The 14,361-nt window shown below is 70.9% G+C and carries 14 protein-coding genes; 6 read left to right on the top strand and 8 right to left on the bottom strand.

Features of this window, described 5'->3' with window-relative positions; genetic code table 11:
- Positions 1–16: 16 nt before the first annotated feature.
- The gene (locus tag ACFY3C_RS35790) at positions 17–442 is read left to right on the top strand and encodes a hypothetical protein (protein WP_390773781.1); all 426 of its coding nucleotides are present in this window, start codon (positions 17–19) and stop codon (positions 440–442) included.
- Here the strand turns inward: ACFY3C_RS35790 and ACFY3C_RS35785 are convergent.
- A complete protein-coding gene (locus ACFY3C_RS35785; protein ID WP_390773780.1) occupies positions 439–1,743 on the bottom strand; it encodes a carotenoid oxygenase family protein in 1,305 nt (434 codons plus the stop codon). The two genes, ACFY3C_RS35790 and ACFY3C_RS35785, sit on opposite strands and share 4 nt — an antisense overlap.
- Positions 1,740–2,300 (bottom strand): hypothetical protein, encoded by a 561-nt coding sequence (locus tag ACFY3C_RS35780; RefSeq protein ID WP_386573450.1) that lies wholly within the window; start codon positions 2,298–2,300, stop codon positions 1,740–1,742. The genes ACFY3C_RS35785 and ACFY3C_RS35780 overlap by 4 nt, the downstream gene beginning before the upstream one ends.
- Positions 2,301–2,443: 143 nt before the next feature.
- Between ACFY3C_RS35780 and ACFY3C_RS35775 the strand changes: the two genes are divergently transcribed.
- On the top strand, positions 2,444–2,956 hold the full coding sequence (locus tag ACFY3C_RS35775) for a PadR family transcriptional regulator (RefSeq protein WP_386573449.1): 513 nt from the start codon (positions 2,444–2,446) through the stop codon (positions 2,954–2,956).
- Here ACFY3C_RS35775 and ACFY3C_RS35770 read toward each other — a convergent pair.
- Positions 2,949–4,358 carry a CehA/McbA family metallohydrolase gene (locus tag ACFY3C_RS35770; RefSeq protein ID WP_390773779.1) on the bottom strand — a complete coding sequence of 470 codons (1,410 nt, stop codon included), beginning with the start codon at positions 4,356–4,358 and terminating at the stop codon, positions 2,949–2,951. The genes ACFY3C_RS35775 and ACFY3C_RS35770 overlap by 8 nt on opposite strands.
- 184 nt (positions 4,359–4,542) lie before the next feature.
- Here ACFY3C_RS35770 and ACFY3C_RS35765 point away from each other — a divergent pair, with 184 nt between their 5' ends.
- Genes ACFY3C_RS35765 through ACFY3C_RS35755 form a run of 3 tightly spaced genes read left to right on the top strand, consistent with a single transcriptional unit; the run spans position 4,543 to position 8,656 of the window.
- Entirely contained in the window at positions 4,543–5,397 is an 855-nt protein-coding gene (locus tag ACFY3C_RS35765) for an LLM class F420-dependent oxidoreductase (protein ID WP_390773778.1), read from the top strand.
- A 40-nt stretch (positions 5,398–5,437) separates the two neighbouring features.
- Entirely contained in the window at positions 5,438–8,023 is a 2,586-nt protein-coding gene (locus ACFY3C_RS35760) for a bifunctional FO biosynthesis protein CofGH (protein WP_390773777.1), read from the top strand.
- A 60-nt stretch (positions 8,024–8,083) separates the two neighbouring features.
- Positions 8,084–8,656 carry a hypothetical protein gene (locus ACFY3C_RS35755; protein ID WP_390773776.1) on the top strand — a complete coding sequence of 191 codons (573 nt, stop codon included), beginning with the start codon at positions 8,084–8,086 and terminating at the stop codon, positions 8,654–8,656.
- On the opposite strand, the gene ACFY3C_RS35750 is transcribed toward ACFY3C_RS35755, so the two are convergent.
- The 3 genes from ACFY3C_RS35750 to ACFY3C_RS35740 all read right to left on the bottom strand — a co-directional run bounded on the left by ACFY3C_RS35750 (position 8,649) and on the right by ACFY3C_RS35740 (position 10,099).
- Positions 8,649–9,185 (bottom strand): DUF2165 domain-containing protein, encoded by a 537-nt coding sequence (locus ACFY3C_RS35750; RefSeq protein WP_390773775.1) that lies wholly within the window; start codon positions 9,183–9,185, stop codon positions 8,649–8,651. The two genes, ACFY3C_RS35755 and ACFY3C_RS35750, sit on opposite strands and share 8 nt — an antisense overlap.
- A 102-nt stretch (positions 9,186–9,287) precedes the next feature.
- Positions 9,288–9,641: a hypothetical protein gene (locus tag ACFY3C_RS35745; RefSeq protein ID WP_390773774.1), complete on the bottom strand. Its 354-nt coding sequence runs from the start codon at positions 9,639–9,641 to the stop codon at positions 9,288–9,290.
- Positions 9,638–10,099, bottom strand: a complete 462-nt coding sequence (locus ACFY3C_RS35740) for a prevent-host-death family protein (RefSeq protein ID WP_390773773.1) — start codon at positions 10,097–10,099, stop codon at positions 9,638–9,640. The genes ACFY3C_RS35745 and ACFY3C_RS35740 overlap by 4 nt, the downstream gene beginning before the upstream one ends.
- A gap of 107 nt (positions 10,100–10,206) precedes the next feature.
- On the opposite strand from ACFY3C_RS35740, the gene ACFY3C_RS35735 reads away from it, so the two are divergent.
- Positions 10,207–13,269, top strand: coding sequence for a tetratricopeptide repeat protein (locus ACFY3C_RS35735; protein WP_390773772.1), 3,063 nt, complete (start codon positions 10,207–10,209; stop codon positions 13,267–13,269).
- Here the strand turns inward: ACFY3C_RS35735 and ACFY3C_RS35730 are convergent.
- Together ACFY3C_RS35730 and ACFY3C_RS35725 are read right to left on the bottom strand one after the other, a co-directional pair.
- Entirely contained in the window at positions 13,257–13,439 is a 183-nt protein-coding gene (locus tag ACFY3C_RS35730) for a DUF397 domain-containing protein (RefSeq protein WP_390773771.1), read from the bottom strand. The genes ACFY3C_RS35735 and ACFY3C_RS35730 overlap by 13 nt on opposite strands.
- Positions 13,436–14,248 (bottom strand): helix-turn-helix domain-containing protein, encoded by an 813-nt coding sequence (locus tag ACFY3C_RS35725; RefSeq protein ID WP_390773770.1) that lies wholly within the window; start codon positions 14,246–14,248, stop codon positions 13,436–13,438. Before ACFY3C_RS35725 ends, ACFY3C_RS35730 begins: the two co-directional genes overlap by 4 nt.
- Positions 14,249–14,361 lie beyond the last annotated feature (113 nt).

The following is a 14,361-nucleotide window of genomic DNA, read 5'->3' as shown; positions in this document are numbered from 1 at the left end:
ACCGGAAGCGTTCCTCATGCCCTCCGCACCCCGCACCGACGACGAGGTCCTCGCCACCACCGACGTGACCGTCCTGCTCCGCTACGGCCTCACCCAGGACGCCTTCCGCACCGCCCTGTTCGGTGACGGCGCCGTCGCGGCCGCCGTCACCCTCGACCGGCTCGGCGTGGTGCCGCGCTCGGTCTCGTACGTCGCGAAGATCGTCCGTGCAGGCGGGCTGCGCTACGCCGCAGAGCTGCCCGAGCCGCTGCCCTCCCGGGAGGCGTCCGAGCTGCTGCGCGACTGGCTGGAGGCCGCCGCGCAGCTCGCCGACACGCCCGAGGGCGAGGCACGCACCGCCCGCTGGCTGGACACGGTCGCCGAGATCCTGGGCCTGCGCCGCGACGCCCGCGCCCGGAGCAAGGACACCCCCGGCGCCCCCGGCGCCCCCGGTACCCCCTAGGTTCGGTCGGCCAGCCAGTTGCCGTGGAAGCCGAACGGCACCCGGGTCGGCAGGTGGACCGTCGCGACCGGCGGCCCGGCAAGGTCGTCGGCGTCCAGGACGACCAGGTCGCTGCGGTCGGTGCCGGCGTCGTGGACGTACGTCATGAGCCAGCCGGGGCCGCCGGGCCTGTCGTCGGCCGGGGCGAACGCGGCCTCGCCAGGGGTGCGGCCGGGGCCGAAGTCGTGCGCGGTGGCCGAGCCGGTCGTCAGGTCGTAGCGGACCAGTGAGCTGCCGCAGGTCACGTGCCCGTAGGGGGAGTCGAGGCCGGTGAGGCGGTCGTCGACGCGCGGGAACTCGCCCGGTCGGTCGTCGACCTGCTCCTCGTGCACCGTCCCGCGAACCGGGTCGACGGTCCACTTCCACAGCACCGCCCGCTGCGGCGCGGTGCTGCCGTCGGCGGTGCGGCGGTACATCTCCGGGTAGCGCATGACGTGCAGGACGATGGTGCCGTCCGGCGCGTCGTAGGCGTTGAGCGAGTGGAAGACGTAGCAGGGGTCCACGGTGAACCAGCGGACCTCGCCGTACGGGTCGTCGCGGCGCAGGACGCCGAGCCGGGCGCCGTATCCGTCGTCCCACCGGTAGGGCATCGTTCCGCCGGTCAGGGCGAGTTCGACGTCGAAGACGACGGGCAGGTCCATGAAGACGACGTGCTCGGCGGTGAGCGCGAAGTCGTGCAGCATCGTCGGGCCCGGCACCTCGACGGGCCTGCTGATCACCAACTCGCCCGCGGCGTCGGCCCGGTGGTAGGTGAGGTGGGTGGACTCCACCATGCCGTAGCCGAAGAAGTGCAGTTCGCCGGTGACCGGGCAGGTCTTCGGGTGGGCCGTCATCGCGGTCCCCAGCCGACCGTCGAAGTCGTAGGGGCCCTTGGTGTCGAGGTCGCAGGTCAGCTCGTAGGGCAGGGCCGTCTCGACCAGGGCGAGGGTGCGGCCGGCGTGCCGGACCACGTGGGTGTTGGCCGGGCCGGAGGTGAGGTCCCGCCGGCCCTGGTCGTCGTACATCCGGGCCCGGTCGGTGAACCGGGTCGTGCGCACCCACCGGTTGCGGTAGGAGACGGCCCGCCCGCCGTCGAGGCGGACGCCGTGCACCATGCCGTCGCCGAAGAACCAGTGCCCGGAGGCGGCGTCGGCCGGGTTCGGGCCGTTGCGCAGGTACCAGCCGGCCAGCTCGGGCGGGATCGTGCCGGTCACCGGCAGGTCGTGCGCGGTGAGTTCCTCGGTGACCGGGGCGTAGTTGCCGCTGAGGTGCTTCGGGTTCACCGGGCCACCTGCGCGGCCTTGGCCTGGACGTGGGCGACGTAGCGGACGGTGAAGACCATCGGGACGGCGAAGCCGGCGATCTGGAGCACCGTGGCCGCGGTGGAGTGGGCATGACCGGCGTGGGCCACCAGGGCGAGGGCGACGGCGGTGGCCGCGAAGGCGGCGGTCCAGACGGCGGTGATGACGACGTTGGTCCGGATGAACGGCTTCAGACCCCAGACCTCGGGCGGGGTGGTGCGCTTGGCGATACCCAGGGTGAACGGCCGGCCGATGGCCAGCGAGACGCCGGCGATGAGGGCGAGGGTGCCGGAGGAGAGCGACGCGGAGTAGTCGTGCACGCCCGAGTGCGGGTCGGCGAAGGCGATGGCTGCGAGGACGGCGAAGAAGACCGCCGAGCCGGATTCGATGATGAGTGCGTCAAATCCGGTGCCGGACTGCTTCTCCTTGGCGATGATCGCGACGGCGACCAACAGTGCGGCCAGTGCGCCCCACTGCCAGTCCCCGGAGGGAAAGACGGCGAAGACGATCCACGGCAGGAACGTGCGCAGGTACGACATTGGGTTCCCCGTTTTTCGATGTGGTCTTGGTCTGGGATGTGGTCTTGGTCTGGTGCGGTCTTGCGGTCTTGCTTCCTCATCCGACATGTCAAAAGTAGAAGGTCGGGTCGTGACATGTCAAGAGTGGAAGGTAAGCTGGGGTCATGAGCCTCAAACACGCACTGCTCGGCCTGCTCTCGGAGCGCCCCGCCAGCGGGTACGACCTGCTGAAGCGGTTCGAGACCTCGCTGGCCAACGTCTGGCCGGCCACTCAGAGCCAGATCTACACCGAGCTGACCAAGCTGGCGGGCTCCGGACTGATCACGGTGGCCGCCGAGGGGCCGCGCGGCCGCAAGGAGTACACCCTGGCCGACGAGGGCCTGGCCGAGCTGCGCCACTGGCTGACCGAGACCAGGCCCCAGCGCAACACTCGCAGTGACCTGCTCCTGCGCGTCTTCTTCCTCGGCGTGCTGCGCCCCGAGCAGGCCCGCACCTATCTGACCGAGCTGGTCGAGATGTCCGCGCGCGAGCACGAGCAGCTGAAACAGCTCGACGAGGCCATCGACTGGGACGACGACAACCTCTCGGTCTACGGCCGCATCGCCCTGGAGTACGGCCTGCGCTTCAACGCGATGCGCCGGGAGTGGGCCGAGTGGGCCGCCGCCCAGATCAAGTAGCCCCGAGAAAGACGGGGTTGGTGAAGGCGGCCATCGCCCCCGGCAGCGGACCGAGCGCCGTCTCGTGGCGCAACTCCGCCCGGACGTAGGCCGCGTACGCCGGTGTCGTACGCCACTCGACCACTCCCTCCCCGGACACCGGCAGCGGCTCACTGGTGAACAGCGTGCCCTGGTCGGTGACGAAGCGAACGGAGCAGCGAGGGGCGCCGGAGACCTCCAGGCGGACGGCCACCGGGGTGTCGTCCGGCACGCCGAGCCGCTCGCCGATACCCGCCTCCCGGCCGTCACCTGCAGCGGTGAAGGCGAGCGTCACGTGCCGCGACTCGGCCACGTACGAACGCCCCGCGCGCAGGCCCTGCTGGATCGCCGCCCGCGTGAGGTCCTCGGCGAGGACGACCGTCTGGGGCATGCCGACCGCGTCCGGGTCACGGTGGGCGTCGCTGTTGCCCATAGCCGGCAACCACTCCCGTCCCTCCCGTCCCTCCCGTACGCATGCGACGAGCTGGGCGTCCCAGGCGGCCAGGGTCACCTCGTCGTCGGGCGTGTACGGCCCGTTCCACACCTCGACCGCGTCCGCCTCCCCGAACCCGAACCGCCAGCCGCACCCGACGCACGTGGCGTGCGGATGGGCCGGTACGACCAGCCCGCCCGCCTCCCGGACCTGCCGCGCGAAGTGCCCGAAGCGCCCGTCCCGGGCCCGGTACCGCCAGTCCACGAACGTGCCCGGCTCGGTCCCGAGGGCCAGCACGTGCCCGTTCCGTGTGGTGACCTCCTCGCCCAGCATGACCAGCAGGTCGTCGCCCGCCACGTCGGCCCAATGGGCATGGGAGGACGACGTGTTGTGCTCGGAACTGTTGATGAAGTCCAGCCCCGCCGCCCGCGCCAGCGCCCCGATCTCGGCCGGGGTGCGGCGCCCGTCGGAGTGCCAGGAGTGAAGGTGACAGTCACCGCGATACCAGGCCCGCCCCCGCCCCCGCCCCCGGGCCCGGGCCCGGGACGGCGGATAGACCGGCCGGGGCGTCTCCCCGGGCTCCCCTTCCGCCTGGGTGACCGTCACCTCGTACGACAGCCCCTGCGGCGCCACCGTGTACGGCCCGAGCGCGATGTACCAGGTCCCGGGATGCAGCGGCCCGGGTAGATACCCCGGCGTCGCCTCGTCCGCCCGCACGAAGAACTCCGTACGGGCACCGCCCGACCACCCCCGAAAGCCCCGCCCGCCCAGCCCGACACCGCGCACGTCGAAGAGGCCGATGTCGAGGGCGTTGCCAGGGGTACCGGCCGGAACGGCGGGCCGATCGTAGGTGTAGGAGACGTGCAACTCCCTTATCCCGGGGCCCACTTCGAAGGGAAGGTAGACGTAATCAGGCGAGCCGGGAGCGATAGTGCCGCGCAACGTCGTCACACCCTCAACGTAAGCCAACTCCAGGGGCGCGGGACAGTATCAATTTGCGGCTCCGCCGCGTGGGCGCGACAAGCCACATCCCACCCGCACCCGCCAACGAAGACCAACCAGCCCCCACAACAGGCGCCCAAAGTCCCAACCGCTCGGCATGGACATATGGGACAGCACCCGATACAGATGCCCCATGCGCATCGCCGTGACAATCTTCCTCACCGACGAGACAGTCACCCCCACCCGTCTCGCCCAAGAACTCGAGCAGCGCGGCTTCTCCGGGCTGTACCTGCCCGAGCACACCCACATCCCCGTAGAGCGGACCACCCCCTACCCCGCCGGCGGCGACCTCCCCCGCGAGTACGGCCGCACCCTCGACCCCTTCGTCGCCCTGGGCCAGGCCGCGGCCGTGACCGAGCGGCTGGGCCTCGGTACGGGGATCACGCTGGTCGCCCAGCACGACCCGATCGGCCTGGCCAAGCAGATCGCCACCCTCGATCACCTCTGCGGCGGCCGCTTCACCCTCGGCCTCGGCTTCGGCTGGAACGTCGAGGAGGCCGCCGACCACGGTGTCGAGTGGCGCGGCCGCCGGGAGCTGGTCCGGGACCGGATGGGCCTGATGCGGGCGCTGTGGTCCGAGGAACCGGTGGGGTACGAGGGCGAGTTCGGCAGCGTGCGGGCGAGCTTCGCGTTCCCCAAGCCGGCGCAGAAGCCGCGCGGGCCGGTCGTCGGCCCGCGCACGCTCGTCGGCGGGGCGGCGGGGCCCAAGCTGTTCGCGCACATCGCCGAGTACGCCGACGGCTGGCTGCCGATCGGCGGCCGCGGGCTCAGCGAGTCGCTGCCCGTGCTGCGGTCCGTCTGGGCGGACGCCGGCCGCGACCCGGCCGCCCTCCAGGTGGTCCCGTACGCCGTCCACCCCACCCCCGGCAAGCTCGCCCACTACGCGGAGCTGGGCATCGAGGAGACGGTCGTCCAACTGCCCCCGGCGGGCGAGGCGGAGGTGCTGCGGGTGCTCGACGCGTACGCGAGCTTCCTGGAGCCGCGATGAGTCCCCACTGGCGTGATCAGCCCGAACGTATGCTCAGGGAATGACGACTTCCGCGACCTCCGGGACCGGCCCGACCGAGAACTCCATGCGTCGCGCCCTCAAACGTGCCCGGGACGGCGTCGCCCTCGACGTCTCCGAGGCGGCGGTGCTCCTCCAGGCCCGTGGCGAGGCTCTGACCGACCTCGCCGCGTCCGCCGCCCGGGTGCGTGACGCGGGCCTTCAGGCGGCGGGCCGGCCCGGTGTCATCACCTACTCGAAGAGCGTCTTCATTCCCCTGACCCGGCTGTGCCGGGACAAGTGTCACTACTGCACCTTCGTCACCGTCCCGGGCAAGCTGCGCCGGGCGGGCCACGGGATGTTCATGTCCCCCGACGAGGTGCTCGACGTCGCCCGCAAGGGTGCCGCCCTCGGCTGCAAGGAAGCCCTGATCACCCTCGGCGACAAGCCGGAGGACCGCTGGCCGGAAGCGCGCGAGTGGCTGGACGCGCACGGCTACGACGACACCATCGCCTACGTCCGCGCCATCTCGGTCCGGATCCTGGAGGAGACGGGCCTGCTGCCCCACCTCAACCCGGGCGTGATGACGTGGACGGACTTCCAGCGGCTGAAGCCCGTGGCCCCCTCCATGGGCATGATGCTGGAGACGACGGCGACCCGGCTGTGGTCAGAGCCCGGCGGCCCGCACTACGGCTCCCCGGACAAGGAACCGGCCGTACGGCTGCGGGTGCTGGAGGACGCGGGCCGCTCCTCGGTGCCCTTCACCTCCGGCCTGCTGATCGGCATCGGCGAGACGTACGAGGAGCGCGCGGAGTCCCTGTTCGCGCTGCGGAAGGTGTCGCGGGCCTACCACGGCATCCAGGAGCTGATCATCCAGAACTTCCGTGCCAAGCCGGACACGGCGATGCGCGGCATGCCGGACGCCGAACTGGACGAGCTGGTCGCCACGGTGGCGGTGGCCCGGCACATCATGGGCCCGAGCGCCTGCCTCCAGGCCCCGCCGAACCTGGTGGACGCCGAGTACGAGCGGCTGATCGGCGCCGGGATCGACGACTGGGGCGGGGTGTCCCCGCTCACCATCGACCACGTCAACCCGGAACGCCCCTGGCCGTTGATCGAGGAACTCACCGAGCTTTCCCGCGCCGCCGGCTTCGAGCTGCGCGAACGCCTGTGTGTGTACCCCGAGTTCGTCCGCCGCGGCGAGCCCTGGCTGGACCCGCGTCTGCGCCCGCACGTGGACGCGCTGGCCGACCCGGAGACCGGCCTCGCGCTGCCGGACGCGGTGGTCGAGGGGCGCCCGTGGCAGGAGCCGGAGGAGGTCTTCGTGCCCAGCGGCCGCACGGAGCTGCACCGCACGATCGACACCGAGGGCCGGACGGCCGATCGGCGCGACGACTTCGACGAGGTGTACGGCGACTGGGAGGCGCTGCGTGAGGCGGCGGTCCCCGGCATGGCGCCGGAGCGCATCGACACGGACGTACGCCAGGCGCTGCGCACGGCCGCCGACGACCCGACCCGCCTGACCGACGCCGAGGCCCTGGCCCTGTTCCACGCGGACGGCCCGGCGCTGGACGCGCTGTGCCGGGTGGCGGACGACGTGCGCCGGTCGGCGGTGGGCGACGACGTGACGTACATCGTCACCCGCAACATCAACTTCACCAACGTCTGTTACACGGGCTGCCGCTTCTGTGCCTTCGCGCAGCGCAGGACGGACGCGGACGCGTACACGCTGTCGCTGGAGCAGGTGGCGGACCGGGCCCAGCAGGCGTGGGACGTGGGCGCGGTCGAGGTGTGCATGCAGGGCGGCATCCACCCCGACCTGCCCGGCACGGCGTACTTCGACATCGCGAAGGCGGTCAAGGAGCGGGTCCCTGGCATGCATGTGCATGCCTTCTCCCCGATGGAGGTGGTGAACGGGGCGACCCGCACCGGCATGTCGATCCGGGAGTGGCTGTCCGCCGCGAAGGAGGCCGGTCTCGACTCAATCCCCGGCACTGCGGCGGAGATCCTGGACGACGAGGTCCGCTGGGTGCTGACCAAGGGCAAGCTGCCGGCGGCCACGTGGATCGAGGTGATCACGACGGCCCACGAGCTGGGCATCCGCTCCTCCTCGACGATGATGTACGGCCACGTGGACCAGCCCCGGCACTGGCTGGGGCATCTGCGCACGCTGGCCGGGATCCAGCAGCGGACGGGCGGCTTCACGGAGTTCGTGACGCTCCCCTTCATCCACACGAACGCCCCGGTGTACCTGGCGGGCATCGCACGCCCCGGCCCGACCACGCGCGACAACCGCGCGGTGACGGCGATGGCAAGGCTCCTTCTCCACCCCCACATCCCCAATATCCAGACAAGTTGGGTCAAACTGGGTGCGGAGGGTGCGGCGGAGATGCTCCGCTCCGGTGCGAACGACCTGGGCGGCACGCTGATGGAGGAGACGATCTCCCGCATGGCGGGTTCGTCGTACGGCTCGTACAAGTCGATCAGGGAGCTGGTGGCCGTGGCCGAGGCGGCCGGCCGCCCGGCGAAGCCCCGCACCACGCTGTACGGGCCGGTCTCGGACGAGCGCCGGAGCGCGGCCGAGGCCTCCGACGGGCACCTGCCGGATCTGCTCCCCGTCCTGGACTGAGTACGATGATCCGACCCCTGTGCTGAGAAGGGGGACCCGTAGCGGAGGAGATGCGTACCCGTGGCTGCCCGACTGCCCTCGTGGGCCTGGGTCTCCGGTCTGACGGCCGGGGCGACCGCGGCCGTCGTCTTCCTGGCCGTGCAGGCGGAACACGGGCCGCGTCCCACGGCCGCGACGGCCAAGCCCAGCGCGTCGGCGTCGGCGTCGACGGGCGCCCACACGCCCGCGAAACCGAAGACGCCGGCCGAGCCGACCCTGCCGGACGCGTCCGGCACGGGCCGCCGGATCGTCTACTCGCTCGGTGAGAAGCGGGTCTGGCTGGTCGACGCGACCGGCAAGCCGACCCGCACGTTCACGGTGTGGCCGGGCACGGTGAACCCGCAGCCCGGCCGCTACTCGGTCACCCTGCGCATCCAGTCCCTCAAGGGCTCGGACGGGGTCCAGATCGAGCACGTCATGTACTTCACCAAGGTGTCGGGCGTGAACATAGCCTTCTCCAACGCCCTCGACGGCGCCTCGCCGCCGCCGGCGCCCAGCGGCCAGAAGCTGGGCGGCATCCGCCTCCACAAGGAGGACGGAGCCGCGCTGTGGGCCTTCGGCGAGCAGGGCGCCAAGGTGGCGGTCGTCAACTAGCGTCCCGCCGGCCACCCCCCGGCAGCTGGTTGACGATCAAGGCGACCCCGCTGAGCAGGAACACCCGGGTGGCGGCGTCCAGCCCGTTCCAGGTCTTCGACTGCCACATCGAGAACCACTCACCGCCGATCGCGATGAACCCGGCACCGAAGAGCAGCACCAGCATCAGCAGCCCGTAGGTGGACCAGCGCCGGGCCCGGTCGTGATCCTGCCGCGTCCACAGCCAGGTGCCCCAGATCAGGACGAGCGCGGCGACGCTCTCCCACACGATGATCGCGACGTACGCGGTGTCCTGAAGCGCGGTGCTGGTGATCGCCCGCCACATCAGGTCGTCGTCCTTGAAGGTCGTGTCCATCGCGAGCACATGCCGCACGAACTGCTGGTTCGTCCCGAAGTCGGTGATGTTCCCGAGGGCGACCAGGGCGATGTAGAGGGCGAGTATGCCGGTGAGCACGCCGGCGGCCAGGGCGACAGCGCTACCAGAGGTGCGGCTGGTGTCGGTGGTGGGGATGGTGGGGGTGGTGGTCATGGCTGGATTCTCTCGCGGCAGGGGCCTCCAACTCGCCTCTGCTTTGCGCCAGAGTGGCTCCGCCACAGGCTCCGGAGGAGGGGCCGAGAAGCTTCCGGGGAGCTACTCGGTGTCCTTGGGGTGGTGGGTGGACGCGTACACGAGATGGACGGTGTGGCGTGCCTCGTCCACGAGGTACCGCACGCGACCGCCCGCCGTCACCTCGTACTCCCACTGGGGGTACTCCAGACCACCGAGGCTGCCCGCGGCCAGGCGACCGCGCAGCCGGTGCTGACGGTCTGGGTCCGCTCGGGACAGAGGGTCTTGGCGCAGCGCCTCGAAGCAGCGCCGCGTGTTCCCCGGCGCCTCTGCTCCCAGCTCACCCCATCCTTTCGCTGCCTCGTTCGTTGCGAATCGCAGGCGCCATTCGCTGTCCACCGGCGGTGGGGCGACGTCGTCGCCACGCTTCGGGCTCACGGCGCGGTCACCTCGCCGTGGTCCTCGTCCGGCAGTCGCCGGGTGAGCTGTGCGGTGAGCTCGGGGTCGGCGAGGACACGCGCCGTTGCGCGCCACTCGACGACGACTCGGTGGAGATTGCCATGGACGTCCAACTGGGCTGCGTCGTACGTGGCGTCGATGAGCTCGGCCACGAACTGCTTCAGCTCGTCCGCCGACAGATGGCGGACCCACGGGAAGACCGAGGGGAGCGCGCGCAGTATGGCCCGCTCGCCGGCGTCGCTGCGGACGAGGGCGGCGAGAAGGCGGGCGGTGATGTCAGCCGTCTCCTCGCGCTGCTGGTCATGGCGCGCTGTCGTCAGGTACAGGTCCTCGCCGTCCCGACGCGTGATGTGCACACGCTGAGCCCGGTCGAGCGTTTCGGCGACACGCTTCGAATTCTTCGAGAGCTCGGAGAAGGCGACCGTGGGAGTGGACATGATCCGACGGTACTTCGGAACGTATTCCGAAGTCAATCGGTGGGTGGCTGTCCGGGTACGCAAGCCTCTGTCAGACTTCAGACGGGCCGGCTACGGGGGTGGGGCGCATGGGGTCGACGCGGCCGTCGATGCAGGAGCTGATCGGGCGGCGCAGGCGGGCGGGTTTCGTCGGCCGGGGCGATGAGCGGGCCGCGTTCCGGGAGAACTTGGACTTTCCACCGGAGGACGAACGCCACCGTTTCCTCTTTCATGTGCACGGCAACGCCGGTGTCGGAAAGACGTTCCTGGTGCGGGAGATGGAGCAGATCGCGCGGGAGCGGGGGGCGCTGACTGCGTACGTCGACGAAGGTGTGGGGAGTGTGCCGGAGGCGATGGCGGCGATTTGCCGCCAACTCGCCCAGCAGGGACGTCGGTTGAAGAAGCTGGAGGAGTTGCTCACCGCGTACCGGGAGCGCCGCCACGAGGCGGAGGCCGAGGTCGCCACCCTGGAGCCCGCCCCGGAGGGCCCGTCCCCGCTCGCCACGACGGCGGTACGGCTCGGCATGGCGGGCCTCGGGGCGCTGGTCCCCGGGGCCGGTGCGTTCGTGGGAGCCGTGGACGCGGGCCAACTCGCCGACAGAGCCGCGCGTTTGAAGGCGAGACTGAGCGCACGGTTCCGCAACCAGGAGGACGTGCAGCTGGTGCTGGCACCGGAGCGGGTCCTGACACCCCGGCTGCTGGACGAACTGTCGGACCTCACCTCGTCGGTCCCCTGGCTGGTGCTGTTCTTCGACACCTACGAGCGCACCGGCCCGTACCTGGACGGCTGGCTGCACGAGCTGATGACCACCGACCGCTACGGCGCCCTCCCCGCCGACGTCATCGTCGTCACCGCCGGCCAGCACCCCTTCGACACCGTCCGCTGGGGCGGCTTCGCGGACTTTATGACGGACGTACCGCTCGGCCCGTTCACCGAGGCGGAGGCGCGGGGCCTGCTGGCGGACCGGGGGGTCGTGGCCGAGTCGGTGGTGGGGGAGGTGCTCCGCCTCTCCGGCGGCCTGCCTGTCCTCGTCTCCACCCTCGCCGAGGCCCGCCCGGCCGACCCGGACGACGTGGGGGACCCGAGCGCCACGGCGGTCGAACGGTTCCTGAAGTGGGAGCCGGACCCGGTCCGGCGGGCGGCGGCCCTGGCCTGCGCGCTGCCCCGGCGCCTGGACGCAGACGTGTTCCGGGCGGTGGTGGACGGCCCGGAGGAGGAGGCCGAGGCCCTGTACGACTGGCTGCGGGGGATGCCGTTCGTCAGCGAGCGCGGGGAGCGGGTGCAGTACCACGATGTCGTACGGGCCCCGATGCTGAGGTTGCAGCGCAGGCGGTCACCTCGGGGGTGGGTGGAACGGCACGGGCGGCTGGCAGAGACGTTCGGAGGGTGGCGGGCGGAACGGCGGGCCGGTCTGGACGATCCATGGGCGGACGAGGACTGGCGGGAACTGCGGTTGGCGGAGGCCTACCACCGGCTGTGCGCGGGGGAGCAGGCCGCGCTGCCGTTCGTGCTCGGGATCATTGTGCGGGCCTGCCAGCGGGGCGACGAGGAGGCCCGCCGCTGGGCCCGGATGCTGGTCGAGGCGGGAGCGGACACCCAGGCCGAGGCGGTGACCCGCTGGGGCGGAGACCTGCTGCACGCCCTGCAGCACCCGAACACCGCCGACGCGCTCGCCCTGCTCGTCGACCGGGGCGCTCTCGACACCGTCTCCCGGGCGCTCGCGCTCGCGATCCGCGGCGGGATCTTCCGGACCGGTGGTGACTACGAGCGCGCGCTGGTCGAGTACGACCGGGCCATCGCACACGACCCCGAGTTGGCCCGCGCCCACCACGGTCGGGGTGGTGCCCGCGCCGGACTGGGCGACTACGAAGCCGCCATCGCGGACCTGGACCGCGCTCACGCCCTGGAACCCGACAACCCCCGGCACCTGGCCACCCGCGGCGAATACCACCGCATCGCCCGTCACTACGACTGCGCGCTGCGGGATCTCGACCGGGCCATCGAACTCGACCCGACGCGGACCCTCGCCTGGGCTTCACGAGGTGCGACGCGCGCCGTACTCGGCCAGGACGAACACGCGCTTTCGGACCTGAACCGGGCACTGGAGATGGACCCAGGCTTCGTCTGGGCCCTGGTCCGCCGGGCCCGGGTACGGCGGTCACGCGGCGAACGCGAGCAGCAGTTGGCCGACCTCGACCGCGCCGTGGCACTCTCCCCCGAGTCCCCGTGGGTGTGGTGCGAGCGGGGAGACGCCCGGCGCGCCGTCGACCGCGAGGAGGAGGCACTCGCCGACTACCGGCGGGCCATCGGACTGGACGACACCTACGCCTCTGCCTATGCCAGCCGCGGCGCCCTGCACAGCGCACACGGCCGTGACGAGCAGGCGCTGACGGACTTCGACCACGCACTGAGCCTCGCACCGGACTATCCCTGGGCACTTGCGCACCGCTCCAAGGTGCACCGTCGCACGGACGCGTACGACAAAGCGCTGGCCGATGCCTACCGTGCGGTGGAACTGGACCCTGAGGGTGCATGGGCCCTGGCGAACAAGATTCAGACCGATATGAGCGTGGGCCGGCTGGAACGGGCTCGCTCGGATCTGGAGCGATACCTCACGCTGGGCGGCGATCTCGCCTGGGCCCATGAGCAGCTGGCCGAAGTGCATCTGTTCAGCGGCAGGTACGAGGACGCGCTGGCCGAGCTGGACACAGCCGGCGTCCGATGCGATGTGTACCTGAGCACGCGGAACTGGTCCCTCGCCCGGCAGGAGGCCGAACGGCCAGGGATGATCGACAGGGCTCGTGGCCGACTTGGTCTGGCCCTGGCGGTGGGCGGGGGAGAGGGCATAGCCGCTGCCAGGCCCTTGTGGCGGAGCTTCGCCGACGCGGCCCGGCGACCGGACGCCTATCCCCCCTCGGTGCACGACCTCATCGAAACCGTGATCAGCGCGGGCCTCCAGGCCTGGCCCGAACTGGACACGCGCCTGCACCGTGCCCTTGCCGTCCCACACGACTGGACCGACCTGGCGGCCCTGACCGACTGCCTCACCACCCTGCTGCACAGCCCCGGCATCGACCGGGCGAGGCTCGCGCCTCGGCTGGCGAGGGCGATCGCGGCCCGGGACGCGATGCGGGTGCGCTACGCGGAGTGAACGGCGAAGTCCAGGAACTCCGTCCAGGTGGCGTCCCTGAAGGCGAGTCGGGCGCCTTCCTTGTTCTTGGAGTCGCGGATGTGGATGGTGGCGGGGGTTATGGCCACCTCCACGCATTCAGGACCGTCGTTGCCGCTGTAGCTGCTCTTGAACCAGTCCAGGGCAGTCATGTCTCTCTCTCCAGTACTTTCTCGATGAAGGCCAGTGACTCTCGGGGCGCGAGCGCCTGCGCCCGGACCATTCCATAGCGCATCTCCATGATCTGGGCTTCCCGCGGATCACTGATCACTCGGCTGTACAGCTGGCCTTCAGTGTGTCCCAGGGTCTTGCCGCTCCGGAGTTTCAGCATCTGGATCGAGCCCATCATGCCTGCGTGATCCTCACAGTCCGTGGGCATCACCTGGATCACCACATGCCGCAACTTGCTCATTTCCAGCAGGTGTTCCAGCTGCTGCCGTAACACCATTCTGCCGCCGATCGGCCGCCTGAGAGTTGCCTCTTCCTGCACGAACGTGATCTGCGCCAAGGGCACGCGCTCGAAGACCGACTTCCTCGCCATGCGCGCGGAGACGAGGCGATCGATCTCCTCCTCGGTGTACACGGGCCGCCGCATGGCATACAAAGCCCGCGAGTACTCCTCTGTCTGCAAGAGGCCATGGATGTGGAGAGCGGCGTAGGCCCCCAACTCAACTGCCTCGCCTTCCAGCTTGGCCAGGTCCCGAACGTTCTTCGGGTACCGCGCCCTCTCCACGTCCTCCTTCATCGCGGACAACTTCCCGCCCGCGCCCAGCACTTCATCGGACTTGTCCAGGAAGTCAGGCTTGGGAATCCGGCGCCCCCGCTCCACCGACGAGACCATCTCCTCGCTGTACCCGATGGCATCGCCCAGCTCGGTCTGCCGCATCCCCGCGGCCTCGCGCCACATCTTGATCTGCCGGCCGACCGCCTTGAGTACGGCCTCGGCCTCCTCGTCCTCCACTTGCACCCCTCGACGTACGAGCCGTACGACTACGCGAACCACCCGGACAGTCACCCTGCGTACCGTGGTTGTCGCTGTTCAGGGCAGGGAGGAATGGCCACGCTGGGTGACGT

Origin of the sequence: Streptomyces sp. NPDC001410, from assembly GCF_042895235.1 — a bacterium.
Classification (GTDB): domain Bacteria; phylum Actinomycetota; class Actinomycetes; order Streptomycetales; family Streptomycetaceae; genus Streptomyces.
The sequence above is the reverse complement of the archived record's forward strand: the minus strand, read 5'-3'. Positions and strand labels throughout refer to the sequence as shown.

What these genes read in the sequence shown, in the direction of transcription:
- ACFY3C_RS35760 (WP_390773777.1), top strand. Translation starts at nt 5,438, where the DNA reads ATGACGACTTCCGCGACCTCCGGGACCGGCCCGACCGAGAACTCCATG.
- ACFY3C_RS35765 (WP_390773778.1), top strand. Translation starts at nt 4,543, where the DNA reads ATGCGCATCGCCGTGACAATCTTCCTCACCGACGAGACAGTCACCCCC.
- ACFY3C_RS35750 (WP_390773775.1), bottom strand. Translation starts at nt 9,185, where the DNA reads ATGACCACCACCCCCACCATCCCCACCACCGACACCAGCCGCACCTCT.
- ACFY3C_RS35730 (WP_390773771.1), bottom strand. Translation starts at nt 13,439, where the DNA reads ATGACTGCCCTGGACTGGTTCAAGAGCAGCTACAGCGGCAACGACGGT.
- ACFY3C_RS35735 (WP_390773772.1), top strand. Translation starts at nt 10,207, where the DNA reads ATGGGGTCGACGCGGCCGTCGATGCAGGAGCTGATCGGGCGGCGCAGG.
- ACFY3C_RS35740 (WP_390773773.1), bottom strand. Translation starts at nt 10,099, where the DNA reads ATGTCCACTCCCACGGTCGCCTTCTCCGAGCTCTCGAAGAATTCGAAG.
- ACFY3C_RS35790 (WP_390773781.1), top strand. Translation starts at nt 17, where the DNA reads ATGCCCTCCGCACCCCGCACCGACGACGAGGTCCTCGCCACCACCGAC.
- ACFY3C_RS35780 (WP_386573450.1), bottom strand. Translation starts at nt 2,300, where the DNA reads ATGTCGTACCTGCGCACGTTCCTGCCGTGGATCGTCTTCGCCGTCTTT.
- ACFY3C_RS35775 (WP_386573449.1), top strand. Translation starts at nt 2,444, where the DNA reads ATGAGCCTCAAACACGCACTGCTCGGCCTGCTCTCGGAGCGCCCCGCC.